We start from the raw sequence: 24,782 nt of genomic DNA, 5'->3' as shown, positions 1-24,782 counted from the left end.
TCAGTGATGCCCCGATAGTGATTCAGATAAATACCTAAACAGCATTCTCACGCCGTTTACAAGCCTGAACCATAGGATCTGCAGCCGGGTGAAGACAGGATGATACTTATGAAGGTTTTCCGGTTTGTACAGGAAATCATATTCCTCATCGATGCTGTCATATTGCAGATGCCACCCCTTACACCGCTCTTCTTCCACAAAACGCATTTTTCTGTTATTAAGCACTTTCTCCATTCCATGCAGCTGACTACGGATCGGATAATGGCGTAGAACAAATTTAAGCGGGAAAATTCGGCGATGCGGAAACAGTACCGAATGCCCGCCATGAGTGGTTAAATCTACAGGATTTCCGCTGTTTTTCCACGACTTGATCTGCAAACTGTCAAAATCTGCCCCCCAGTCGAAGGAGACAAGCTGCTTTCTGACATCATCCTCCTTGGTGAAATCATTATTTGTGGGCCGGAAATTGAGCAAGGCGAAATCAATTGCATTGAATCCGAAAAAATCGGCCAGTTTTATACCGGAATACAGAGAAACCAACGGAAATGGTGATTCACGAAATTCATCTGCGTCATGGTGAATGTACCAGTCAGCCCCAAGTTCCAAAGCCAATTGCTCTTTCCGCTTCAAGATATCGGTCCAGACAAACCTTTCACTCTCCTGGTCGCTACCGATTTCAGGGGGGAAAGTTTCAAAACCAATAAGCCCCCTCCCCAACCATCTGGACGCCTCCTCAACTGTCCGGTCTTTTGACCGGTTGTCAATCAGATATACTTCAATATTCTGCTGAACAAGGTCACCGATAACCTGATAGATGACATCTTCTTCATTATATGCCGAGATTATTGCAACTATCCTGAATTTTGCTTTTGCCATTGGATTTTCAGACGCTCCAAACAGATCCCGAATTCATGGCTATCCGCAATATTTATCTTATCAATGCCACATCGTGCTCAGTGAGCTAATCCGCCTGCGGATGCAGTTGCGCATCAAACTAATGATAAGCGGGCTAAACGGCGCTATCAAAAATGCTCTCATATGCATGAAAAATACCCGGTCAGTCCGCCCCATTCGGGCAAAGAGATCGCACAAACGAAGAAGATCACCAACAACGGCGTGTCTCAACACTCTTTTTCTGGTATCCACCTCTTTGAAAGCTGCCTGATAATCTTCACGCCCAGTGAGACGCCTTTGCCTTGCAAGCACTTTATATATTTCGGCCGAACGACGCTGGGGTACAAGCTTCTGAAAGGAGAGTTGGCCCTCATGAACACGGTAACGGAGCAACGGTTCCGGCAGGTTTGCGACAGTTCCAACTTCGGCCAGACGCAACCACAAATCGTAGTCTTGCGCATATCTTCCAGCAATGCTGCGATACCCCATAACCTTACGGACCGCCTCGGTTCTCATCATCACACTGGAATGGCAGAAATGATTGCCTTCTTCTGCCAGAATTCTCTGGAGTGCCATATTATCGGTGTTGAAGGTTTCAATATGAAGAAGTCGCCCCTGGGCGTCGATATACTCAACGGACGTCCCTAGCAGCACCAATGACGGGTCACTGCTCATTTTTTTAACCTGCAGAGCCAACCGCTCCGAATGCGCAACGTCGTCGGCATCCATGCGAGCAATCAGGCCACCCCGTGCTTGGGACAGTGCAAGGTTAAGGGCGTCAACAAGCCCAACGTTACTGCTCATGGTGATAATGCGGAGACGATGATCGATTACATTTCGCAGAATCTCTGGACTGCTGTCTGTGGAAGCGTCGTCAACAACAATCAGTTCAATATTTTGGTAAATCTGCTTCAAAATGCTGTCGATTGCTTCCTGTAGGAATTCCTGACCGTTATGAACAGCCATAAGGACCGAAACCAAATGTGTACTCATATTAGATCCTCAAGCCCCGAACAAGAATCCGCCGAATAATCACAAGTGCATCCCAATCTTTCACCGGAACAAAACTGATTTAAGTCGACACTGCATAGATTTATTTAACAATTTTATGATATGTGAGAATGCAGACGGCAACTCATACAGGTCAAGATAGCTGTTCTTCCCATAATATTTTAACGCATTCCTCTTAAAACCCACAGGATATAGGATGTGCTTATTATCCTCGAACTCATACATATTATTTTCCCGAACAAAGTCGTACAGCTCGCTTCCTGGAATCCCTAGATAGACATTCTTCCCAATATAATCTGGGTTACAAACCTTTATCAGATCTTCAGTTTGCCTAAGATCATCTTCGGTTTCGGTTGGAACCCCAACAACAAAACTAGCATAGGTCTTTATCCCAACTTTTCTGGCTATTTCAAAAGCCCGGATAAACTGTTCACGGGTCTCCCCTTTGCGATAAAACTCCAACATCCGAGAACTGCCGCTTTCAACACCGATATAGAAGACCCGGCACCCGGCATCCGCCATCAGCTTCTGGTAATCATAATCGTTTAACTGATCTACACGCGTCTCGCAGAACCAGTCAATCCTGATTTTTTTCCTGAGCAAGAGTTCGCAAAATTCTACCGTCCTCTTCTTGTTGAGGGTAAAATGATCCTCTCTGAAGTAGATCCCTCGTGCACCATAGTAGCGGATCATGTGTTCAATGTCGTGAACGACACGTTCGGCGGACATGTAGCGGTAGCTTTTTCCCCATATGGATTTGACAGAACAAAAGGTGCAGTCGAAAGGGCAGCCGCGACTCGTGTTGAATGTGTAAACCGGATATGAAGGATACCATGGGTGAGTCCAGTCATATGGGCGGTGAATGAACTCCTCCCATGCCGGTAACGGCAAGGAATCAAGATCTTCAACTTTCTCTCCAATAACCAAACGTTCGCCAATTCCTCCGTTTATGATTTTGGGGACTGAGATTTCTCCTTCGCCAATTACTATTCGGTCTACATAGTCGGGAATCTCTTCCCAGCCTACGGATGTATGTGGACCGCCCACAATTATTCGCCCATTCCACTCTTTTTGCTCTCGCTTACGATGTAACGACCTGAACATGGAGAGCGTTGCATCATAGCAGATGGTATTAGCATAGATTCCGACCAGCTCAATGTTGTTGCGTACAAGAAAGTCAGTTTCCAGAATATTGGTAGGCTTTAGGTACTCATCACTAAAAAAGACTTGATGGCCGGCTTGCTTTACAACAGAAATAAGATAGCCAAGGCCGATCGGAGGGCGTTTTTCTGTGGTAAAAAATCCAGACTTATCAGGAGCTGCTGAAGTGAGAAATAGTATATTCACAATATTATCTTCAAAATATCATTTAAGGTCATCATTGGTGTTCCAACGGAAACATTTGTTTGACATCCCATTGCACCGGTATGTGCAATCTGCCGATATGGGTATCCCTCCCTTTGATATTTAACCGAAAGTGCCGCTTCCAATCATAAACTTCACACGTATTTTTGTCCAACAAGCAGAAAAAGAAATCCAGCCAGTTAACATTTACAGGTAAAAATGGGAAATGCACGTGAAAACTGCCCTTGTCAGGAATTTCTCCAAATGGTTGTCCTGCATCGTTGTTGGTACCTTGAAACAATACTCCATCCTGATCACGAATCAGAATATCGAGGGACGGGTCTCGTGGAATTTTTCCCATTACTTGATAATCAACCACCAGGGTCACGCCATCCCCAGCTAGAATATCAACCACCTCTTCCCCCCTACTATTTAAAAACTTGCCAGCGATAAAGGTGACTTTTCCAGAGCCAATGGATTTATCCCAACATGTAAAACCGTTTTCGATTAATGGCTCCAACATCTCAAGGTCTTGATGGTATTTTTTAATGCAGCTATCCACATTGTCCAGCTTAACAACCTGACCTTTATTTAAATATAGCACCCTGTCCGCAAATCGTGATATCTGGTGCATATTGTGAGAGACCAGAACAAATGCAGTACCCCTGTCCCTGAAATAGCTTAGCGCATTAAAGCACTTCACCTGGAAACTGATATCGCCTACGGCAAGCACTTCATCAAGAAGGAGAACGTCCGGTTGTGTTTTAATCGCCACCGCAAAACCGAGTCTGACCACCATCCCAGAGCTATAACTCTGTACAGGCGAATCAATGAATTCTCCCAACTCCGCAAAATCGATGATCTCGTCAATCTTTTCATCAATGTCCCGTTTGCAAAGACCAAGTACCGATGCATTGACATAAATATTCTCACGTCCCGTCAGAATGGGGTTAAAACCGGCACCTAGAGCGATAAGCGCACCCATTTTGCCACTCGCCTCGATCCTCCCTTGGTCAGGTTTGATCAGACCATTAATCATGCGCAGGAGGGTAGTCTTGCCAGCACCGTTGTGACCGATCAATCCCAGACATTCACCGCGTTTCAACTCAAAATTGACGTCCTTGACAGCCCAAAACTCGTCAAGTCGGAGTTCGCCATTGCCCCCATGTCGACGCCCCAGCAGTTCACTGCTAACGTCCTGCATCCCATACCACAGAGACCTTTTCAGGCATCGGCAGAACTTCTTAGAAACTCCTTCAACTTTTAGCAAGGTTTCATTCATGGTATCAGGCGCTCATCCGTTCGATGAGAATTGGCATGGCGAGCCGGTACACCATCCATACCAGAAATAGCACTGCAATAGTGACGGCATTGACCAACAGAAAGGCTCCCAAGTATTCGGGTGATGTCCCTGTAAGCCAATCACGGCATGTCAGAATAAGGGGAGTCAAAGGATTGAGGGTAAATAGAGTGGCTGCCCACCCTATTTTGGGCACAGGAAAAACCACCGGTGTAGCATACATAAGAAACTGCATCAATAAAGGCAATGCGCGGCCAACATCAGTATAGAGCAAACCGACAGGCGTAATGAGCAATCCTATAGCAGTACCAACCATGATTAATGAAAGAAGCCCGAAAGGAAACAGTAGCCCCCCCCACCCCGGTGATACACCAAGAATTATCACTACCGCCAGCAGCAGAATAATTTTTATGGCGGCATTGAAAAGCGTCTGGTAAATGCCAGACAGAATCAATGCCTCACGCGGAAAGTTGAGTTTGGCCAGCATGTTTTTTGCCCCTTCTACCTGCTGTAACGGAGCGTTCAAGGCATCCATGAAAATTGCCCATAGCATGGTGCCAGAAAAAACGTAGACAGGATATGGCAAAGAGGTGTCTGCAACGACAACAATGCCAGAATAGCTGATAAAAAGCCAAGCGAGTGTATTGGCCAGCGGCAGGATAAAAGCCCAAAGTATTCCGAGAATGGCTTGGCGATACTGGGCGCGTATATCGCGCACCGCCAGACGCCATGCAAGTTCCCGCCCCCTGACCAGATCAGAAAACATCTCCCGTAGCATCTTTAAAGGATTGGCGAGAGAGGAATCAGGAGTATATATCGTGATCTTCGGTTTACTCATAGAAAACACCTGTTAGATTTCATGAATAGTATTGCGCTTCCCCACCGCGCACCCCTTCAATGACTCCACAAAGAAAACCAAATCCAAACCTCCCTTGCTCACGAAAGCGGCGAATCGGAAGAAGCAATAACGGAGCATGTCTGGCACAGTTTGCAAGCAACAATACCCATATTGCAAAGGGATAACGATGCTTTAGCCCGTAAAATGAGTACCCGACTGCCTTCGGCTTTCTCAAGTTTGGCACCAGCATCGGCGGATGAAAGTAGGCGAGTTCGCCACAGTTCATGGCCGACTTCCCCGCAATGGTGAACCGGGTGACGAACTCCACATCCTCCTGGCCGACAAAATCCGACACGAATCCCCCCAAGCTGGCAAGAACAGATCTCCGGTAAGCAGTACACCTGCTGGTCATAAAAAAGGGATCGTGATAGTCATATCGGTCAACAAGCAGGGCATAACTAGCTCTTCCCCAGGGGGCAACCGCATCCACGGCGGGATTAGACAAAAATATCCTGTCAAGACTTTCCAGAAAATCCTTTTGTAAAATCACGGTATCGTCATCCAGAAACAAGACGATTTCCCCACGACTACCTGCCAACCCCGTGTTGCGTGAATATCCCATTTTCCCGAAATTCCCGTCTAGAGGGATGTATCGCATCTGAAGGACAGATGAGAAGCTTTCTGCGCATCTCTTCCCATCCTCGGTCCCGCCTCGGTCTTCGACAAGCACGACCTCAAAGCGGTCGATTGGCATGGTCTGGTCTGCAAGGGAGTGAAGGATGCCGGAAAGCAGGTCGAGACGACCATAAAAGTTTATGACACACGAAATTCTTATCCCATCACTGGCAAGATTCACAACACAGTCACCAGAAAGGTTGAACGGAAAGACCCGATACAATCCCTGAAGCACAGTGGCCCTGAACCCGTTATTTGCCATATATTCCCCAAGCGACCATGATTGCCCAGGCTACACTTATCACCAGCAGCGGCGCATCATGCAGAAGAGAATCAGTCGGGTCTCCGCCTTTGCCACTCTTGACCCGATAAATGTATCGAAGCAATCCGAAACAGCAGAGAGGGACGGTATACACCATAAAACTCCTGACTATCACATACATGGTATAGGTTACGAGAACGGCACCGCCGGTCATATACATGGTGCCGTCAAGGAACCCATCGGGATAGGTGGAAAGTGATTTTCTGTGCTCTCCTGCCGAATCGCCCAAAGAGAGTTTTTCACTCAGACGTTTTCCCGTACTGAGAAACACCGCCAGCAGAAAAACAGTAAGGAGTAGCCAATCTGAAACCGCTATGCCGAATGCATCTCCTCCAGCAAGAAGTCTAACCACAAAACCGCTCGAAATGCAGAGGAGGTCGATCACGGCAACATCCCTGAACAGATGCGTGTACGCAACAGTGATCAGGAGATAAAGTATAAGATAAAGCGGAAAACGGGTTGAAACCTGAAATGACAGAAAAACCGCAATCAAAAGAAGCCCAGCGCACAAACACCAGGCAGACAATGCGGTAACCCTCCCCGAGGCGATCGGTCGACGACTTTTTCGAGGGTGCATGGCATCGCTTTCCATATCCCGGATATCGTTGAAAATATACCCGGCACTGGAACCGAGACAGAATGCAGCAAAAGGGACAGTTCCTTTCAGCAGAACGTGATAGTCAACTAAGGTTCCGCCCAGGAAGGGGGGGAAAAACAACATCAGGTTCTTGAGCCATTGGGGAACCCTAAGAAGTTGTACTACCACAGTGATCAACCGCATCAAGATCCCTGCACCAAAGACAGGAAAAAATCTTCAAGATCTTTACGCCTTGTTTCGACTAGAGTAACCTCAAAGCCACGTTTCGACACCTGCGTCATGAACCGGTTGAAATCCTCCTTTTGGACATAATATTCCAAGGTTGTCTCGTGCTCCCGAATGGGCTCAAAACCTTCAACGGAACGGTTCTCAGCATCTCTTACAGAAATCTGAACGAGATACCCCTCCACTCCGCGCCTGAGAACATTCTCTACCGTATCAAGTGCCACGAGTGAACCTTTGACGACAATACCGACCCTGTCGCAGACCTTCTCCACATCATCGGTGATATGGGTACTGAAGAAGACACACTTGCCCTGCCTTTTAAGGTCAAGGATGATATCCTTGACCAGGGCCCTTCCGAGCGGGTCCAGGCCGCTCATCGGCTCGTCAAGGATATAGACCTCCGGATCGTGGATAAGCACCTGGGCAAGCCCAACCCGCTGCACCATCCCCTTGCTGTACCCCCGCATCGGCCGTTTGCGGGCTTCCCACAGGTCAAGACGTTTCAGGACATCCTCGGAGCGACGGCGTAATAACTTCTCATCCATTTTGAATTGTGATCCGACAAAAGATAGATACTCATCTGCACTCAGGTAGTCATAAAATGCCGGGTTTTCGGGCAGATATCCGACCTGGATGCGGGAATCGGACCGAGATACGTCAATGCCCATAATTTGGGCTGACCCGGCGGTCGGCCGCAACAACCCCATAACCAGCTTGATTGTAGTACTCTTACCGGCGCCATTTGGTCCTAAAAAACCGAAAACTTCTCCCTTGGCAATCTCAAGATCAAGACCTTTCAGTGCATCGACCTTTGTCATCCGCTTCCCGGTAAACTGCTTGTAAAGACCGGATATCTCAATGGCGTTCATCAGGCTCTCCCGCTGTTTCTGTGCTATTTTTCTTCACCCCGGCAAAAGCGTACTTACTGGTTGTTGCGACTTTACCGTCCGCTTCCAGGTAAAACTGCCCGCCGTAAGGGTCTCTTGGAGGGGGAGAGAGAAACCCTCCGGAAACCAGCTGTTCAACCTTTGCCGGCATTACACCCCGCGTTTCCCGGTATCGCTCCCTGGCCACTTCAATGCGACGCGCCTCACGAAAAGCTGTCAACCGGAGCTGATAATTCTTTTTCAGTGCAGGATTGGTCTCACCCTTCAGCAGAGCCGACAGATAGCTTATGGCCAGCTCAGTCTGCCCAGATTCCTGCATATAGCGCCCGGCCAGAAGCCTGGACAGATCGGATCCGGAGAGTTCGCCGGCGCGCTGATAATACCTGGCAGCCGCAGCATAGTCTTTCAGAAAAAAAGCATTATTGAACCCGGCGAAAAAGGGGAGATACCAGTCCCAGGTGCGGTACTTCATGCCATAGTCCAGAAGATCGTTTGCCAACTTAATCTGCCTGACATCCCAGGTCAGAAAACCCTGTGCAAAATAGTAAGCGTCCATGTTGTAGGGATCAAGCTTGACAGCGCCATGCAACAACCGGGACATGGACATGTAGTCCGGCGGAATTTCCAGTTGGTTATCAGCTTTTTCTATAAGCCCGCCGAAGTAGATCAAAACCTTCAGCACAAGCGAAGCAGCCACCAGTTCTTTATGATCCGCTGCGACTGACTTGAGCGCCGTAACTGAAGGAACATAGCCCAGCTTTTCCACGAACGGCTTGTTATGCATATACGTTGTGAGCGGAATGGCCAAAATGCCGTACAAAAGCATACAGACAAAGGCAATGGAGGCTGTTTTGAGCATCGGCTACCTCATTTCACGCCGCAGGAAAATGACAGCGGAAAGAGAAAGCAGAATCCCCACATAGACAACAAAATAGGCCATTGTCAACAACAGTCCGTCAACCGGAACCGGGAGACCGTAAATCGCATTTACCTTCAAATCAAAGGCACTGAAATTGGGAAGAATGTAATACAGACCAGAGGCAATCCGCTTAACTGTGGGCGACAGGGTTTTTGAAGTGGGTGAGTTGATGTACTCATAGACCTGTTGCGTGACACCACCGGCCAGAAACGTGGCGATCGTGCCGAAAACCGGCAGAAAGAAGGAGGTACTGACTGTGGAAAAAAGAAAGGCCACCGCAATCAGCAGGATGAATTTCAAGGCATCAAACAGAATGCAGAGGCCCATAGTGCCCCAGACGATTGGCCTGTCAGGCGGATGGAGTGCAGATGTAAAACCAACCACCGCACAAGCTGCGATTCCCATAACAACTGCCGCCAGAAGCACAAAGAGAGCCGTGCCGCCAAAGCGCCCCAGCAGATACCCCTGTCGCGAGAGCGGCAGACCCAGTACACTGAAGGTATAGCGCCTTTCAATATCCTTCCAGAGTGACGTACCACCCAGAAACACTGCCAACAGCAACAGGATGAATGAAAGCAGGGATAATGACAGGGTCAAGGAAAGTTCCGTCACTTGGCGCATGGAGAGTGCAGCGATGCCGGGGATCAGCAGGAATGCACATGCTGTCACCATAATCCCCTGAAATACGCGGTCGCGAAAGATCCCTTTCAGAGTGATAAGAATGATTGATCTCATGTTTCAACAACCTCCGGCTATTCTCAAGCTGACATGTCGCGTACTACCAGATCATCTGCACTCTGTCTGCCGTTACAATCGTCTGATTATCCGAAATGCCTGACCAATAAGCAAGCGGTCAAAGGGATCTCGATGATAAAACGGATTTGCATGTTGAGGCGTAGGGTTATCATGTATCATAGTCCACTAACGGGCTTGGCGCAAACACCTTCATTTCCCGAGTTCTTTCGCCAGCTTTTCGGCCGGTTTACGGTAATAGGCAGCAGGAGGGGCGGTTTGAATAACGGCATTGAACGCCGTTAGTGCTCTATTTTTCTCTCCCGCCTGCATATGAACAATCCCCAGACGATAGAGATAAAAAGGGTCGCCGGTAAGCTCAATGAGGCGTGTTAGCGTTGTAACTGATTCAGCATAGACGTCTTTGAGTGTTGCCTTGTTCGCCATTACCTGAACTTTATTGAGTTCCAGTACCTGCAACAGTATGGCAACTTCATGCTTGCCAGGGTTAGCCATCAATTGCTTTAAAATAACATGGGCCTCAGTAAAATTACCTTCGTTCATCAATGCAAACGCCTTGTTTTTCAGCCCGTACTGGGCGTTGATAAGGCCATTTGTTTCATTGAATGATTTATAGATGGCAGCTGCTTCCTTCTGTTTACCTCTATGATGCAACGCATTGGCAATTTCATTTTGCGCAGGGATAAAACCAGGTGATTTCTTTAGAGTATCCTGAAACAGAGCAAGATTATCCTGCCAGAGTAGATTGCGAGTGGCAGTACCATAAAGTGCAATTGCAACAAGGCACGATACGGCAATGACCAGATGCACTTGATACTTCCGGTGCCATTCCCATTGCGATACCGCCAATGTAACTCCCACCAGAAAAAATGCGGAAGGAATATACATATAGCGCTCGGCCAGCGGAGTCCAGGTCAGGCGCAGCAACGGGATCATCAACGCAGATGTGCCGACAGCCCCCGCACATATCACAAAAAATGCCGGCAAAGTTCGCCGGGTCATAAGCCAGATGATACCCGCCAGTACAAGAAGCCCAAGCGGCAGATAGGCATCTGAAACGTGAATGATCCCAAAATTAAGGGGAAAAGGGACCAAGATTTTTTTTGCATAAAAGCCGGTTGCCTTTAGAACCAGCCTTGCATTAATCAAAATACCGGCACTCTCGGATCCGCCAACGTGGGTTATCACCCGGGCAACACCTTGATCACCTTTGGAGAATGCCCGCGTACGAAAGACAAAATAGATAGCACCTGCTGAGCAGAACACAATGAAATGGAACCAGTAACCTCGAAAAACGGAACGGAGCGGAGCTGCATCAGTTCTGGCTGCAGAAATGAAAAACGGGAAGAGCAGAGCAGCGGGAAGAAAAAAGATTGCTGTTTCCTTGGCAAGACAGGCAAGCAACATACATAGTGACGATATTAACGACTGAAACAAACTCAGTGGCCGCATTAGAAGCAGATACATTGCTAATAACAGGAAAAATCCGGCCAGCAGGTCAGTCCGGCCTGAGATCCAGTTTACCGCCTCGGTATTAAGCGGATGGATGGCAAAAAACATTGCCGCCACAAATGGAGCAACCGGTGGTGTATTAGGCAGGAAACCAGCGGCCCGACGGGCAACAGCATAAACCAGGAGGGTATTGACAAGATGGAAGATGATGTTTTCCAGGTGCATGAAGCTTTCTTCCAGCCCCCAGACGAATTTATCCATCATAAAAGACAACAGCAAGATGGGACGATAATAACTCCCTGAACCACCCGGGACAAATATGTTTTGCAAAGTGAATATATCGCTGTTCAGAAGAAACTGCAGCATCCCTGAATCGTCAACAGAGTTAATGGGTGAAAAAATTGATTGATAATAGACGCCAAGGACGACAAAGATGAGCATCAAGATAAATGTGGAAGGTCTTAGTCTCTGCGGCATAGACACCTATCACAAAAAAAGCGGGATGCCGAAGCACCCCGCTTTGAGAAAATAATTATCTACACTACATTGACGTCCAATCACCAGTCAAAAAATCTGCAGAAGTTGTTGCGTTTGGAGCTGCGGTGGTAGCTTCTTTGGTCACGGGCATCTGATAAATGGCAGTACTATCGGCAGAAGTACCAAAAGCCTTTACACCATTTTTGTGTTGTGTAATCAAAGCATAACCAGTAGTTGCAGTATTGAACGCCATACTGACCCCAGTTGACAGTTTGCCAATTTGCTTTGGTGTAGTTACAGATGCATCATTTCCGCCTACTACATTCTTACCGGCATCAGCCCAGACAATATTAGCAGTTGCAGCAGCAAATGACGTAGAGGCAGCAGCTAAAACCAACGAAATTGCTATAAGAGTTCTTTTCATGGTTATCTCCCTTACTGTTATATAAGTCTTATTGGAAAGCCAGGCCTGCAGGATATTCCTGATTATCAGCCATATACGCCTCATTGCCGGTTTTGATGTTTTTCAAGTCACTGGTTGAGGCGCTATGGTAAGCCTTCTCACGATAGGACGAGAACTGCGGGATGGCGATGGCCGCCAGGATGCCGATGATCGCCACGACGATCAGCAGCTCGATAAGGGTGAAGCCTTTGTTGTTTCTGATTTTTTTCAACATCTGGATTCTCCTTTCTGCTGGTTTGTTTGCTAAAGTGAATTTTCTTGATGTATCGGAACAAGCTCCTGAAGACTTTAGCGAATCTATTTATGATCTAGAAGCCAAATACATGCCAAGTCAAACAAAATAATATTTACCAATAATTTCAGTTAAATACGAATATATACTTAAATTCTCTCTTGGCAAGCTACCTATTAATTTCAAATTAACGTCACAGATGGTGACATTTTTTGTCACCGCATTGACATCTCTTCCTCCCCGTCATCCATACCGAACTTTGCCAAACGATAACGAAACGATCTGAACGACATCCCGAGCAGTTGCGCTGCTCTCTTTTTCACACCTTCGCACTGTTCCAACGCCTGAAGCAGATATTTTTTCTCTATTTCGTTCAGAAATGCCTCAAGGTTGATTCCCTCACTCGGAATTAAGATTAAGTCACTTGATTTCGATCTCCTTTGAAAATCAAGTATCTGCCTCGGGAGTGCGTCAAGGGTGATGGTACGATCACCAATAACCAGGCATCGCTCCACCAGATTTTCCAGTTCGCGGATATTTCCCGGGAAGGGATACGCCATCAGGACATTCAGCGCATCATTGGTGATGATCTGCCGCCCTTCAGGTTTCCCCGCAAATTTTTGATAAAAATGTTCGACAAGGATTGGTATGTCCTCGGGCCGCTGCCGGAGCGGCGGCATCATAACCTGGACCACATCAAGGCGATAATAGAGGTCCTCCCGGAACCCCCCTTCTTTCACCTGCTCTTCAAGATCGCGATTTGACGCCGCAATGATGCGGACATCGGACTTACGGTCAATACTGTCGCCAACCCGTCTGAATTCCCGCTCCTGCAGCACCCTGAGCAACTTAGCCTGCAGCTGCAGCGGCACCTCGCCGATCTCGTCGAGGAAAAGGGTCCCCCCTTCAGCCTGCTCGAAATAACCGGCCCTGTCGGCAACGGCGCCAGTAAAGGCACCCTTGCGGTGCCCGAACAGTTCGCTTTCCATGAGATTTTCAGGTATGGCGCCACAATTCACGGCAACAAAGCGTTTCTCTCTCCGGGGACCGTTATAATGGATGGCGCGGGCAGCCAGTTCCTTGCCGGTGCCGCTCTCGCCGAGGATCAGTACCGTTGCAGTACTGGCAGCGACCTTCTCGATAAGGGCATAGATCTCCTGCATCTTGACGCTTTTCCCGATGAATCCACTGAAACTATATCGCTCTTGAACTTCACGACGAAGCCGCACATTTTCCTGGACGAGAATGCGCTTTTCCAGCGCATTCCTGACCAGGACCTTGATCTCTTCGACCTTGAACGGCTTGGCAATATAATCGTAAGCACCGAGCTTCATCGCCTCGACCGCCTGTTCAGCCGTGCTATAGGCTGTAATGAGCAGGACAGCAGTATCGGGTGTAATCTTCTTGATCTGCTCCAAGAGCTGTAACCCGGATAACCCAGGCATATTGACGTCGGATATGACCAGTTCGTAGTCTTCCGTTTCCAGCAGTTTCAGCGCTGATTCGGCACTGTCTGCCAGATCGGGATGGTATCCCTCACGCTCCAGGAGGATGGAGAGGAATTCCCGCATGCTCAATTCATCATCAACGACCAGAATTTTCGTTTCCATTTTTCCTCATTTTGATCACCGGCATGCGTTCCTTCTGAAATATCGATCAACACCTCGGCAGGTTTATCTTGAATGTAGTGCCCCTGTCCGGCTCGCTTTCAACCGAGATGTGCCCTCTATGGGCATCGATGATCCGGAATACCGTAGCGAGCCCAAGACCGGTTCCCCCCTGCTTGGTCGTAAAAAATGGCTCAAATATACGCTGAATATCCTGTGGAGGCATACCCGGCCCCGTATCGGCAAACAAAATCCGCACCATCTCTTTTCCCTCTCCCCACCCATGGTCGATGCCGACATCTATTGTCACGGCCCCTTCTCCCTGCATCGCATCAAAGGAATTGACAAACAGGTTCCAGAAAACCTGTTGCAGCTGATCTCGGTCAGCGCATACCTTCAGGCCGGGAGCGCACTGCGTGGTAACGCTAATATTATAGAATCGAGGATCTCCCGAAAGAAGTGCCGAAAGCTCATCGAGGAGATGTTTCAGAACAACCGGCGCGATATTGGGGGCATTGGGTCTGGCATAGGCAAGGAAATCTCCGATCAGGAAATTGAGGCGTTCCGTTTCGCGCATGACAATGTCTAGAAGTCGACGGTCCTCCTCCATGACCCGTTCACCCTGAGCAATGAGCTGTACCGAGCCGCTGATGGATGCCAGAGGGTTTCTGATTTCGTGAGCCATGTGTGCGGCAAGTTCACCGATAGCCGCCAATCTGTCGGCCCGCTTCAACTCCCGCTCCATCTCCATAATGCGGGTCAGGTCCTTGAAATTGATAAGAGTCCCGATCCGGTTACCATCTTTATCGGTAAGATCTACCGCACGGTAACCGAATATTAACTCGTTACCGTCCGGCTTCTGGTAGCTTATCTCATCAGCGTAAACCGAATTTTGCTTGTCCAGTATACCGGCAAAACCCGGGATGACCTCCTGGAGCGGCTGGTCATATGCTTCTCTCTGCAAGATGCCGGTCAGCTCTTCTGCGTGGCGATTAAAAACCCGCACTCTCCCCTCGGTGGTGATAGTCAACAAGCCACTCGACAGATTCTTTACAATAACACTGTTCAGTCTTTCCAGTTCTTCGTAGTTGATCTCCTTTTCCTTGAGGGCATTTTCACTGCTCCTGACCCGTTCTGCCAGATAACCGGTGAGAAGAGCAGTCAGATAAAAGGCAACGATATTGACAAATATCGTATAGAGAATGTGCACTGCACCGTACTGTTGCGCATAGAACGGTGTGAGACCGAGGGCGCTCAACGTGCCGAAATATTGAAGATCGAGAATCCCACCGTAAAGGATGCCACAGAGGGAAGCCGCATAAAAGGCCTCCCTGCGCGCGAGTAGCACCGATGCTGAAATGATGGCCAACATATAGAGAAATGAATATGGAGAAGTAATGCCGCCAGTAAGAAGGATCAGGGTCGTCACCAGCAGGATATCCCAGATGATCTGGGCATAGGACAGGAAAGGATGGGGTTTATCAGTTCGATACAGGACTACGAGAGACAGCAGCGAAAAAAGGAAGGTAACACCGACCAACCTGACCAGGCCGGGTAGAGAAAGGATTTCAATACTATCAGGGACTCGCCGGTACAGGATGATCGTGGAGAAAAAAAACAGCGCCACCACGATCATCCTGGCTAGGATAAACCAGACGAGACCCCTTTTCTCATTCATCGGCTATCCGCCGACGACACTGCCCATCTTGAATATGGGAAGATACATGGCAATGACCAGGCCACCGACCGTGGTCCCCAGCACCACCATCAAGAGTGGCTCCATCATCGAGGTCAGTGCTGATACGGCGTCGTCCACCTCGTCATCGTAGAAATCGGCAATCTTGTTCAACATGGTATCCATGGCGCCGGTAGCTTCGCCGACCGATATCATCTGCACCACCATGGGAGGAAAAACGCCACTCGCAGCCAACGGTTCCGCAATGGTCTTCCCTTCGGATATCGCCTGACGAACGTTGTAGATGGCCTCTTCCACGACCTTGTTCCCGGCTGTCTTGGCAACGATCTCCAGGCCGTCCATGATCGGGACGCCGCTGGATATCATGGTCCCAAGGGTACGGGTGAATTTTGCCACCGATACCTTGCGGATGAGAGGACCTGCAATGGGCGCTTTCAGCGCCAATCGATCAACAACCTTCCTTCCATTTGGCGTAGCATAGTATTTCTGAAAAGCAAACTTCAAGACAAAGAAGGCCGCAATCATCACAAGGATATACTTCTTAAAGAAATTACTGAGCCCAATGACCAACTTTGTCGGCCCGGGCAGATCACCACCCATATCGGCAAACATCTTCGCAAAGGTGGGGATGACAAATACCAGGATGACACCGACGACAATCACTGCAATGGAAAGGATGGTTGCAGGATAGACCATGGCCCCTTTGACCTGCTTCTTCAGCTTCATCGCCTTCTCGATGTAGGCTGCAAGCCGGTTCAGGATTGTGTCCAGAATGCCGCCAACCTCACCCGCTGCGACGAGGTTTACATAAAGCTGGTCGAAGGCCTTGGGATGCTTGGCAAGGGCATCGGCAAAGGTGGAACCGCTCTCCACGCTTTCCTTGACCTTATACAGGATATCCTTGAAGGTCTTATTTTCCTGCTGGCCGGAGAGGATGTCCAGGCATTGGACCAGGGGAAGACCAGAATCGATCATGGTTGCAAACTGTCGGGTAAAGACGACAAGATCCTTTGTCTCGATCTTCTTGGCACCACTAAAACCGGGGATCTTCAGCTCCTTCCCAAGACCTTTCCCTTCCCCTTTGACGGTGATCCCCGTGAAGCCAAACCGCTTCAATTGGGCTTCGACGAGTCCTATATTATCGGCCTCCATTACCCCTTTCTGGATCTGGCCAGACTTGCTCCGTGCTTCCCAGTTGAACTTTGCCATGGTTCCTCCCGTAATTCCTTTCCATTCCTGCTTAACGTAGCGGACGGCGCTGCTGCCCGGGCAGTGTACCTCCCGCAGCAAACATCTGTTTCAATTCATCCGGCTCGGGTGACCTGCCCATGGCATCATCGACAGAGATGAGCCGACGGGCACAGAGACTGAACAACGATTGGTTCATGGTCTGCATGCCGAACTTGTCCTGGCCGACCTGCATCTGCGAATAGATCTGATGAACCTTGTCCTCCCGGATCAGGTTGCGGATCGCCGGGTTCGGCACCATAACCTCAAGAGAGAGAATGCGACCATGGCCGCCCAACTTTGGTATCAGGGTCTGGGATAGAACGCCTTCGAGCACGAAAGATAGCTGCGTCCTCACCTGAGTCTGCTGATAGGGAGGGAACACGTCAATGATCCGGTTGATGGTCTGTGCACAGGAATTGGTGTGAAGCGTGGCGAAACAGAGATGGCCGGTTTCGGCAAGAGTCAGAGCCGCCTCGATGGTCTCAAGATCACGAAGCTCGCCGATAAGGACCACGTCAGGATCCTGCCGCAAGACATATTTCAGGGCACTCTTGAAACTCTTGGTGTCGGCGCCGACCTCCCGCTGATTCACCAGACAACCCTTGTGCGGGTGCAGGTATTCGATGGGATCTTCGATGGTAACGATATGGTCGTGACGATCGGTATTGATCTTGTCGATGATGGAAGCAAGCGTGGTCGATTTCCCGCTGCCGGTCGGACCGGTGACCAGGATCAATCCACGTGGTTTCTCGGCAAGGTCTTTTACCACCGGAGGCAATCCGAGCTCCTCAAAGGTGAGGATCTTGTAGGGGATGACCCTGAATACTCCTGCAACCGCACCACGCTGCACCAGGATGTTCCCACGGAATCGCGACAGTCCCTTGACCCCGAACGAAAGATCCAGTTCGCTCTCTTCCTCGAACTTATGCTTCTGTGCTTCGGTGAGCACGCTGTAACAGAGCTGTTTGGTGTCGACTGCAGTGAGGGGCGGCAAGTCGAGTGGGCTCAACTTCCCGTCGACACGAATCTGCGGTGGAGTATTGGTGGTGATATGCAGGTCAGACCCGCCTCTATCGACAAGCTCTTTCAGCAACTGATGCAGATTTGCCATGGGACACCAACCTCCTAATCGTCGGAAACGGTCACTCTCAAAACCTCTTCAAAGGAGGTGACCCCTTCTTTCAGCTTGGTAAGTCCGGACTGACGCATGGTCTTGATGCCCAGACGCATGGATTCTCGCTTGATCTCTGCCGTATTGGCGCCATTCAGGATGAGTTCGCGGATCTCTTCCAGCATGGGAAGGACCTGGTAAAATCCGACCCGCCCCTTGTAGCCGGTCCCGTTGCATCTGGGGCACCCTTTGCCGCGGTAGCAGACATATTCCGGCGCTTCTTCCTTGGAAACTCCGGCAGTGATAAGTGCCTGAACAGGAACCTCTTCTATTTCCCTGCATTCGCTGCAAATTCGTCGTGCCAGGCGTTGGGCCGTGATCAGGTTTACTGCCGACGCCACCAGGAACGGCTCGATCCCCATGTTGAGCAGACGGTTAATGGTTGCCGGCGCATCATTGGTATGCAAGGTCGAAAGGACCATGTGACCGGTCAATGCAGCCTTGATAGCGATCTCTGCCGTTTCGAAGTCACGGATCTCACCAATCATGATGATATCAGGATCCTGACGAAGGAAGGAACGGAGCGCCGCGGCAAAGGTGAGACCAATATCCTCATGCACCTGAACCTGGTTGATCCCGGCAAAGTTGAATTCCACCGGGTCTTCAGCAGTAGAAATGTTTTCCGTTACTTTATTCAGTTCCGAAAGCGCCGAGTAAAGAGAAACCGTTTTACCGCTACCAGTTGGACCAGTCACCAATACCATGCCGAACGGCTTGTGGATCTGCTCTTGGAATCGGGACAGGGCATCAGGCTCATAGCCGAGCTTGGTCATGTCCAACTGCAGATTCGACTTGTCCAGGAGCCGGAGAACGATCTTCTCGCCGAACAATGTCGGCAGCACGGAAACCCGGAAATCCATATCCTTGCCGCCACCCAGCTTTATCTTGATCCTGCCATCCTGTGGGAGGCGACGCTCGGCAATGTCCAGTTCGGACATGATCTTGATTCGTGAAGTTATGGCATTCTTCAGTTTCATGGGAGGCTTCATAGCCTCGTACAGCACCCCGTCGATCCGGTACCTGACACGAAACATCCGTTCATAGGGCTCGATATGGATATCACTCGCCTTTTTCTTGATGGCATCGGTAAGAATCAGGTTGACGAGTTTTACTACCGGTGCGTCTTCGGTAGCCCTCTCCAGAGAGTTGAGATCGACATCCTCCTCTTCACCGACGACCTCCAGATCTTCCATGTCGAGATCACCCATGACATCGGCCAGTGATGCAGACTGGTCGTAATACTTGTCTATGGACGTCTTGATGGCAGATTCGGGGGCTACCACAACCTCGATGCTGAATCCGGTCATAAAGCGGATATCATCGATGGCAAAAATATTGGATGGATCACTCATGGCAATGATCAGGGTTCCCCCTGCGCGGTTGACGGGAACGACCTGATACTTTTGCGCGATATCCACCGGGATGATCTTGATGACCGCCGGATCGACCTCGACCTCACTCAGGTTGATAGAGGGGACACCATACTGCTTGGAGAGAAAGGAAACCAGATCCTCTTCGGTAATGATATTGTTCCGGGTGAGAATGGTGCCAAGGCGAACCTGGCTGCCTGCCTGCTTCTGCTCGTCAAGCGACTGGGCAAGCTGTTCCTTGGTAATCAGATTATTTTTGACCAGGAGGTCTCCCAGTCTACTTGGTTGCATAACTACCCCTGTAATTCCAACAAGCTATAGAAATACTAATTGAAGGGCCTTCAATGTCAAGACAATGCCGCCAGTGCTGACAGTACCCGTTCCAGCATCAAGCCAGGCGGGGGGTCGCAGCCGATCCAAAGGCGGAAGGCTGATTCTCCCTGTGCTGCCAGCATACTCGCACCATTCATGGCCTTAATGCCGGCTGCACGTGCTGCCTGTAACAACGGCGTCTCGGACGGCACATACACCATGTCATAGATTCGTGCACCAGGCTTGAGCCATGTGACATCAAAATTGACAAATGCCGTACCTCCCATACCAACGGAGGTGGTGTTTACCACCAGATCAAATGATCCCAGCAGGGCTCGATCGGCACAAACGGCTGCCAGTGAGGTATGACTTCCACTGGCTCTGGAGCCGGCATGTTTCAGCAGGGAAAGTAAGTTCTCAGCAGTAGATTGTGTCCGATTGGCAATGGTTATATTCTCGATTCCAGCCTGGGCAAGGGCAACCAGAGCTGCCCGAGCAGCCCCTCCAGCCCCGAGTAGCAAAACACTCGCCCCTGCTGGATCAAATCCCATCCCTTCGGTGATTGCCGAGAGAAAACCGATGGCATCAGTATTGTGGCCAATGAGGTGAGCACCCTCCCGAGTTACCGTGTTCACGGCCCCGATCAGTTCGGCTTCGCGGGACAAGCCATCCACTAAACCGACAACCGCGGTCTTGTGCGGGATGGTAACATTGAAACCGGCAACATTGAGTGATTGCAGACCCAAAAGTGCGGTTGAGAGTTCCTCTGGTCTGACACGAAAAGGGACATATACGTAATCGAGTCCGAGCGCACGCAAGGCTGCATTCTGCATGAGCGGCGACAGGGAGTGACTGATGGGATCACCAATGATGCCAAGTACTTTTGTCTTTCCGGTCAGTTCGGGAATGGATTGAATCATGAAAAGCTCCATGCCGCGCTCTGCACCGTCTCCACCCAAACAGTGATGCACGGCCTCTTCGCACGGTCTACTCGTAAATAGCATCGGTTAGAATGGGGAAATCTTTACCGCTTCATGAAAAAAACCGGCAAGCAGCGGTTCTCGAACGAATGCTGTGCCGGTTGAAACGTTGTGGACAGGCATGGTAGTGATACCCTCCCCGTAAAGGGGCGCCATCAGAGACCTGCCAGCATCACCTCAAACCGTAACCGGCCAGAATCTGAGTGATCTGCGATCTCATTTCAGGTGAAATCGACTCTGCCTGCTGAAACTGGCGTAAGCCTTCGGCGTAACGTCCAAAACGGATAAGAGCCTCACCAGCCTCAACATGGCTATTGGCATAAATAAGAATCGCCTTTTCCGTATCCAGATCCCGGAAAAACATATCACCGCTCATCCCTCTGAGGCTGTAGAGATTCCAGACTGACGTGTCGGGCATATTCATCCCCCCACCGGCCGCATAATTCAACTGATAACAGATGCCTTTCTGGGTAAGGGCAAAGGTATCAAAAGGCACTGAATAACGCGTTGAAAAGTCGACAAAGATGGGACGCTGCGCAATCTGCTCGGAGATTGCCAGCTTGAGCACATTTTCAGGTATCTGCGTTTCCAGAGGGATTGCACGCAGGATGCTCTTGTCAAACAGGTTGGGAAAGGCATCGAGATACCAGGTAAACACGAGATGCGGCGTATGGAGCAGGTCCACATCGTCACGCATCCGTTCTACCCCTTGCAGATACCAGAGCGGAAAGGCACCGCTATCCCCCCAGGTATAGAGAATCGCCCGCTGCGACAGGGTACGTAGCGTATTGGTGGCGTAATCATAGGCAATATAGTTCAGGTGTTGATCGTTCTCCACGTAATTTATGGCGCAGATGGTCGTCGGCAGAGCAAGAAGAGCCCCTCCCAACGCCAAGTGAACAGGCAGCATTCTGATGCTCGGAACCGGCAGCAGATTGACCAGCATCTTCAGCAGCGAAAAAAGCCCTAACCCGATGAATACGGCTGAAAGAAGATAGAGCGGCGTAAAAAATTCTTCGGTAAGGAAAATCAAATCACTCGGCGTATTGAAATAACCGACGATTACCAGCAAAAACGTGAGAATGCCCACGCCATAGGCAAGGATTTCATTGCGCAGCCGCCGCCGATATGCCACGCAACCGACAAGCAGCAGGAACAATCCGACCCAGGTAAATTCATACGGGACATTAAAGGCATTCACCTGTCTCCAGAACAGGCCGAAATCACGAACCGGCTTTTCCACCGGATACCCTTTGCGGAGAAAATGCCAGAGAAACTGTGAAATATTCCTTGCGTCTCCCCAGTTGAGGAGCGGGTTCTGCATTGCCCTGACCGGCAGATGGAGATGCACTCCAAAGCCGAGAATGGCAAATGTGACTGCAAGGATAATCTCCTTGAAACGTGTGATAACATGCCAGTCAGTCACCAGGATCAAGAAGGCATAGACCGGAACCATGAGGATAATGGTCTGATGGGCACCGAAAGCGAGCCCGCACAGGAATGCCCCCAGGTAGACGAAGGCCGGCCGTTCCTCTCCGGCCAGATAGGCCGAACGCCAGCGGAGCACCAGATAAAACACCAGAGCCGACATGAAGGCGATCAACGGATACGGTTTGTCATGATTCGACTGCAGCCAGAGCCGCGGAGTAAAGGCAAAGGCAAAAGCGGCAGCCAGAGCTGCACCACGTACATACCAGCATGAAATGCGGTGATCGTCTGCCACTTCCTCATCTGCAAGCAGATATGTCACCAGCAGGTAGACCGCAAAGCAGGCAGCTGCAGCCGATACGGCAGTCGCTATATTCACGCGAAATGCGATATTGCCAAAAGGAAGATAGGTGAACGGTTTTGCATAATTGATGAAAAAAGGGTAGCCGGGCGAGTGGGCAGAACCGAGCGAATAGATGGCCGTGACAAACTCCCCGCTGTCGAAAAAAGTTACCGAGGGGGCCAGTGTCAGGAGATAAACAAACAGGGGAACGATGAATGAAAGGATAGCACAGAAATCGAGCCGCGATGCCAGGCGGTCACTGTTCACGGGTAAGCTCCTGTTGTGAGGATCTGGCACTGATTGCACGTAGCGAAAGGTTGTCACGCCAGCCACAGAAGAGCCCGGCAATGATAACGGGGAAAAAGCTTATCCCGTGGATGACCAGGGCAACGCTCATTGCCTGTTCCAATGGGATACGGAATGCCATGAGCCCATAGACGCAGGCCGCATGATATGTACCCACATAGCCTGGTGCGGCCGGGACCATTACCGCAAAGACAAGGAAAACCATGATGAACATGGCAGCGGTAATGGGAAGCATGATCCCGAAGGCTCGGAGTACCAGATCAATCGGCCAGGTGGCAAATGTCCAGATCACCAGTGAGGTTGCCAGCAGTGCCAGCAGTTCCACGGCTCGCGTTGAAATCCTTAACCCTCCGATAAATGAAGAGAGTGCCACCACGATACGACTGCTGATCTTTTCGGGAAAGGGCCGCAGCACCGTCTCGACGACCCTGAGCGTCCATGCGGTACGGCGGCGCAGGACCACGATGAATGCGATACAGCAGAGATAGACGGCAAGGGTAACATACCCCCCTGTCACCATCGCCTGCTGGATGGTTTCCATCCCTGTCGGCAGCTTCAGCGTAAAAAAGGTGATCAGAAGGATGAGAAGGACCGTGAAACCATCGTACAACCGGTCCAGAACCAGCGTGGCAAAGACCTGCCCGGTGGGAAGCTCTTCTCGTTGCGCCAGCACATAGGCACGGACGAATTCCCCAAGCCGGGCCGGAAGAAGATTATTGGCCATGTAGCCGATGAGGGTTGCGGATACAAGCGGCCACATTGAGACCCGCTTGATGGGGAGAAGGAGAAACCGCCAGCGCACTGCCCGAAAATAATAGCTTATGAACGTCAAACCAATGGCAGGAATGAGGTAAACGGTCTCCATGGTCCGGAAGGCGTCGACAAGCTTGGCAAGATCCATCTTGCGCAGCAGAAAGGCTAGACAGACGGCACTGACAACCAGGCCGACCAGGAATTTCCTGTCAACCTTGAACGATGCCATCAGCCTCCTCCTGCAGATACTCATGATACTCGATCAGTTCGGTTGATGAAAGTATCTCGCGACAGCGGGCAACATCGCCGGCTATCGCCAGCCGCAACGCCTCTGGATCGGGAAAACGCCGTTCATCACGAATTCTCGCAATGAAATAGAATCGCAATTCCCTGCCATAGAGATCCCCGGTGAAATCAAAGAGAAAGACCTCAATGGAAATTTCCTCATTGCCAAAGGTCGGATTAGCCCCGATGTTGCAGGCGCCATCGTACAGGGTGTTATCCAGTTTCACCTTGACGGCATAGACGCCACTTTTGGGGATCAACTCTTTCTCGGTGCGGATGTTTGCCGTAGGAAAACCGAGACCGCTGCCGCGATGGTGCCCGGAGACCACAATACCGCTCAACGAGTACTGGCGGCCGAGGAGCGGCACTACCCCGGCCACCTCCCCTGCCTTGATCATCTTCCTCACCTGCGTGCTGCTATAGGGTTCACCGTCATGCCCAATCGGCTCCAGGACTTCCACAGCGAATCCAAGCTCGCGGCCCATTTCAGCCAGCATCGCCACCGTCCCCTCCCGGTCGCGGCCGAATGAATAATCGTAGCCAATTATGAGGCGGGATACCCCCAGGCGCTTCACCAGTACGTCGGTAACGAATTCACGTGCAGAAAGTCCCGCAAACTCTTTCGTAAAAGGTATCGCCAGCAGATAGTCAATCCCCGATGCGGAGATGAGGTTTTCTTTTTCAGCGTAGGTATTGATAAGGCAGATCTGTTTCTTGGGATTCGGGATCACCTTCAGGGGATGAGGCACAAAGGTAATGACCACCGAAACACCATGAATTGCCGCAGCAGCACGCCGCACCCGGCGGAAGATCGCGCGGTGCCCCAAATGGATACCGTCGAAATTGCCGATGGTGACAACGGTTTTCCCAAGACCGACCGGGATATCGTCAAGTGAACGGAAAATCTCCAT

The 24,782-nt window shown here is 50.2% G+C and carries 22 protein-coding genes; all 22 read right to left on the bottom strand.

Translation table 11 applies throughout. The features are described 5' to 3' along the window. Positions 1 to 876, bottom strand: a complete 876-nt coding sequence (locus GJT30_01150) for a glycosyltransferase (protein MSM38218.1) — start codon at positions 874 to 876, stop codon at positions 1 to 3. A gap of 60 nt (positions 877 to 936) precedes the next feature. After that, the gene (locus GJT30_01145; GenBank protein MSM38217.1) at positions 937 to 1,887 is read right to left on the bottom strand and encodes a glycosyltransferase; all 951 of its coding nucleotides are present in this window, start codon (positions 1,885 to 1,887) and stop codon (positions 937 to 939) included. A 60-nt stretch (positions 1,888 to 1,947) separates the two neighbouring features. After that, positions 1,948 to 3,252 (bottom strand): radical SAM protein, encoded by a 1,305-nt coding sequence (locus GJT30_01140; protein ID MSM38216.1) that lies wholly within the window; start codon positions 3,250 to 3,252, stop codon positions 1,948 to 1,950. A gap of 31 nt (positions 3,253 to 3,283) precedes the next feature. Continuing rightward, positions 3,284 to 4,531 (bottom strand): ATP-binding cassette domain-containing protein, encoded by a 1,248-nt coding sequence (locus GJT30_01135; protein ID MSM38215.1) that lies wholly within the window; start codon positions 4,529 to 4,531, stop codon positions 3,284 to 3,286. Between the two features lie 4 nt (positions 4,532 to 4,535). Then, positions 4,536 to 5,315, bottom strand: coding sequence for an ABC transporter permease (locus tag GJT30_01130; GenBank protein MSM38214.1), 780 nt, complete (start codon positions 5,313 to 5,315; stop codon positions 4,536 to 4,538). 91 nt (positions 5,316 to 5,406) lie between these two features. Further along, positions 5,407 to 6,324 (bottom strand): glycosyltransferase, encoded by a 918-nt coding sequence (locus GJT30_01125; protein MSM38213.1) that lies wholly within the window; start codon positions 6,322 to 6,324, stop codon positions 5,407 to 5,409. After that, the gene (locus GJT30_01120) at positions 6,314 to 7,165 is read right to left on the bottom strand and encodes a decaprenyl-phosphate phosphoribosyltransferase (GenBank protein MSM38212.1); all 852 of its coding nucleotides are present in this window, start codon (positions 7,163 to 7,165) and stop codon (positions 6,314 to 6,316) included. Before GJT30_01120 ends, GJT30_01125 begins: the two co-directional genes overlap by 11 nt. Next, positions 7,165 to 8,076, bottom strand: coding sequence for an ATP-binding cassette domain-containing protein (locus tag GJT30_01115; GenBank protein MSM38211.1), 912 nt, complete (start codon positions 8,074 to 8,076; stop codon positions 7,165 to 7,167). The genes GJT30_01120 and GJT30_01115 overlap by 1 nt, the downstream gene beginning before the upstream one ends. Beyond that, on the bottom strand, positions 8,063 to 8,953 hold the full coding sequence (locus tag GJT30_01110) for a hypothetical protein (protein MSM38210.1): 891 nt from the start codon (positions 8,951 to 8,953) through the stop codon (positions 8,063 to 8,065). The genes GJT30_01115 and GJT30_01110 overlap by 14 nt, the downstream gene beginning before the upstream one ends. A 3-nt stretch (positions 8,954 to 8,956) precedes the next feature. Further along, a complete protein-coding gene (locus GJT30_01105; protein ID MSM38209.1) occupies positions 8,957 to 9,748 on the bottom strand; it encodes an ABC transporter permease in 792 nt (263 codons plus the stop codon). Between the two features lie 210 nt (positions 9,749 to 9,958). After that, positions 9,959 to 11,695 (bottom strand): hypothetical protein, encoded by a 1,737-nt coding sequence (locus GJT30_01100; protein ID MSM38208.1) that lies wholly within the window; start codon positions 11,693 to 11,695, stop codon positions 9,959 to 9,961. Positions 11,696 to 11,759: 64 nt separating this feature from the next. Then, positions 11,760 to 12,119 (bottom strand): hypothetical protein, encoded by a 360-nt coding sequence (locus GJT30_01095; GenBank protein MSM38207.1) that lies wholly within the window; start codon positions 12,117 to 12,119, stop codon positions 11,760 to 11,762. Between the two features lie 28 nt (positions 12,120 to 12,147). After that, on the bottom strand, positions 12,148 to 12,372 hold the full coding sequence (locus GJT30_01090) for a prepilin-type N-terminal cleavage/methylation domain-containing protein (protein ID MSM38206.1): 225 nt from the start codon (positions 12,370 to 12,372) through the stop codon (positions 12,148 to 12,150). Between the two features lie 233 nt (positions 12,373 to 12,605). Continuing rightward, positions 12,606 to 14,000 (bottom strand): response regulator, encoded by a 1,395-nt coding sequence (locus GJT30_01085; protein MSM38205.1) that lies wholly within the window; start codon positions 13,998 to 14,000, stop codon positions 12,606 to 12,608. A gap of 46 nt (positions 14,001 to 14,046) precedes the next feature. After that, positions 14,047 to 15,675, bottom strand: coding sequence for a PAS domain S-box protein (locus GJT30_01080; GenBank protein ID MSM38204.1), 1,629 nt, complete (start codon positions 15,673 to 15,675; stop codon positions 14,047 to 14,049). Between the two features lie 3 nt (positions 15,676 to 15,678). Then, entirely contained in the window at positions 15,679 to 16,902 is a 1,224-nt protein-coding gene (locus tag GJT30_01075) for a type II secretion system F family protein (protein MSM38203.1), read from the bottom strand. Between the two features lie 31 nt (positions 16,903 to 16,933). Further along, positions 16,934 to 18,034 carry a PilT/PilU family type 4a pilus ATPase gene (locus GJT30_01070; GenBank protein MSM38202.1) on the bottom strand — a complete coding sequence of 367 codons (1,101 nt, stop codon included), beginning with the start codon at positions 18,032 to 18,034 and terminating at the stop codon, positions 16,934 to 16,936. 14 nt (positions 18,035 to 18,048) lie between these two features. Beyond that, the gene (gene pilB / locus GJT30_01065; protein ID MSM38201.1) at positions 18,049 to 19,755 is read right to left on the bottom strand and encodes a type IV-A pilus assembly ATPase PilB; all 1,707 of its coding nucleotides are present in this window, start codon (positions 19,753 to 19,755) and stop codon (positions 18,049 to 18,051) included. 56 nt (positions 19,756 to 19,811) lie between these two features. Continuing rightward, positions 19,812 to 20,696 (bottom strand): shikimate dehydrogenase, encoded by an 885-nt coding sequence (locus GJT30_01060; protein MSM38200.1) that lies wholly within the window; start codon positions 20,694 to 20,696, stop codon positions 19,812 to 19,814. 232 nt (positions 20,697 to 20,928) lie between these two features. Beyond that, complete coding sequence (locus GJT30_01055; protein MSM38199.1) at positions 20,929 to 22,794, bottom strand: DUF2723 domain-containing protein; 1,866 nt, start codon at positions 22,792 to 22,794, stop codon at positions 20,929 to 20,931. Beyond that, positions 22,784 to 23,815 carry a flippase-like domain-containing protein gene (locus GJT30_01050; protein ID MSM38198.1) on the bottom strand — a complete coding sequence of 344 codons (1,032 nt, stop codon included), beginning with the start codon at positions 23,813 to 23,815 and terminating at the stop codon, positions 22,784 to 22,786. Before GJT30_01050 ends, GJT30_01055 begins: the two co-directional genes overlap by 11 nt. Continuing rightward, positions 23,796 to 24,782, bottom strand: a complete 987-nt coding sequence (locus GJT30_01045; GenBank protein MSM38197.1) for a bifunctional riboflavin kinase/FAD synthetase — start codon at positions 24,780 to 24,782, stop codon at positions 23,796 to 23,798. The genes GJT30_01050 and GJT30_01045 overlap by 20 nt, the downstream gene beginning before the upstream one ends.

The sequence above is a fragment of the Geobacter sp. genome (assembly GCA_009684525.1).
In the GTDB taxonomy this organism is placed as follows: Bacteria; Desulfobacterota; Desulfuromonadia; order Geobacterales; family DSM-12255; genus Geoanaerobacter.
Note: the sequence above shows the minus strand (reverse complement) of the source record. Positions and strands in the feature narration are given on the sequence as shown.

What these genes read in the sequence shown, in the direction of transcription:
- GJT30_01110 (MSM38210.1), bottom strand. Translation starts at nt 8,953, where the DNA reads ATGCTCAAAACAGCCTCCATTGCCTTTGTCTGTATGCTTTTGTACGGC.
- GJT30_01135 (MSM38215.1), bottom strand. Translation starts at nt 4,531, where the DNA reads ATGAATGAAACCTTGCTAAAAGTTGAAGGAGTTTCTAAGAAGTTCTGC.
- GJT30_01125 (MSM38213.1), bottom strand. Translation starts at nt 6,324, where the DNA reads ATGGCAAATAACGGGTTCAGGGCCACTGTGCTTCAGGGATTGTATCGG.
- GJT30_01090 (MSM38206.1), bottom strand. Translation starts at nt 12,372, where the DNA reads ATGTTGAAAAAAATCAGAAACAACAAAGGCTTCACCCTTATCGAGCTG.
- GJT30_01045 (MSM38197.1), bottom strand. Translation starts at nt 24,782, where the DNA reads ATGGAGATTTTCCGTTCACTTGACGATATCCCGGTCGGTCTTGGGAAA.
- GJT30_01095 (MSM38207.1), bottom strand. Translation starts at nt 12,119, where the DNA reads ATGAAAAGAACTCTTATAGCAATTTCGTTGGTTTTAGCTGCTGCCTCT.
- GJT30_01075 (MSM38203.1), bottom strand. Translation starts at nt 16,902, where the DNA reads ATGGCAAAGTTCAACTGGGAAGCACGGAGCAAGTCTGGCCAGATCCAG.
- pilB (MSM38201.1), bottom strand. Translation starts at nt 19,755, where the DNA reads ATGCAACCAAGTAGACTGGGAGACCTCCTGGTCAAAAATAATCTGATT.
- GJT30_01150 (MSM38218.1), bottom strand. Translation starts at nt 876, where the DNA reads ATGGCAAAAGCAAAATTCAGGATAGTTGCAATAATCTCGGCATATAAT.
- GJT30_01105 (MSM38209.1), bottom strand. Translation starts at nt 9,748, where the DNA reads ATGAGATCAATCATTCTTATCACTCTGAAAGGGATCTTTCGCGACCGC.
- GJT30_01130 (MSM38214.1), bottom strand. Translation starts at nt 5,315, where the DNA reads ATGTTTTCTGATCTGGTCAGGGGGCGGGAACTTGCATGGCGTCTGGCG.
- GJT30_01085 (MSM38205.1), bottom strand. Translation starts at nt 14,000, where the DNA reads ATGGAAACGAAAATTCTGGTCGTTGATGATGAATTGAGCATGCGGGAA.
- GJT30_01050 (MSM38198.1), bottom strand. Translation starts at nt 23,815, where the DNA reads ATGGCATCGTTCAAGGTTGACAGGAAATTCCTGGTCGGCCTGGTTGTC.
- GJT30_01100 (MSM38208.1), bottom strand. Translation starts at nt 11,695, where the DNA reads ATGCCGCAGAGACTAAGACCTTCCACATTTATCTTGATGCTCATCTTT.
- GJT30_01115 (MSM38211.1), bottom strand. Translation starts at nt 8,076, where the DNA reads ATGAACGCCATTGAGATATCCGGTCTTTACAAGCAGTTTACCGGGAAG.
- GJT30_01145 (MSM38217.1), bottom strand. Translation starts at nt 1,887, where the DNA reads ATGAGTACACATTTGGTTTCGGTCCTTATGGCTGTTCATAACGGTCAG.
- GJT30_01080 (MSM38204.1), bottom strand. Translation starts at nt 15,675, where the DNA reads ATGAATGAGAAAAGGGGTCTCGTCTGGTTTATCCTAGCCAGGATGATC.
- GJT30_01060 (MSM38200.1), bottom strand. Translation starts at nt 20,696, where the DNA reads ATGATTCAATCCATTCCCGAACTGACCGGAAAGACAAAAGTACTTGGC.
- GJT30_01070 (MSM38202.1), bottom strand. Translation starts at nt 18,034, where the DNA reads ATGGCAAATCTGCATCAGTTGCTGAAAGAGCTTGTCGATAGAGGCGGG.
- GJT30_01120 (MSM38212.1), bottom strand. Translation starts at nt 7,165, where the DNA reads ATGCGGTTGATCACTGTGGTAGTACAACTTCTTAGGGTTCCCCAATGG.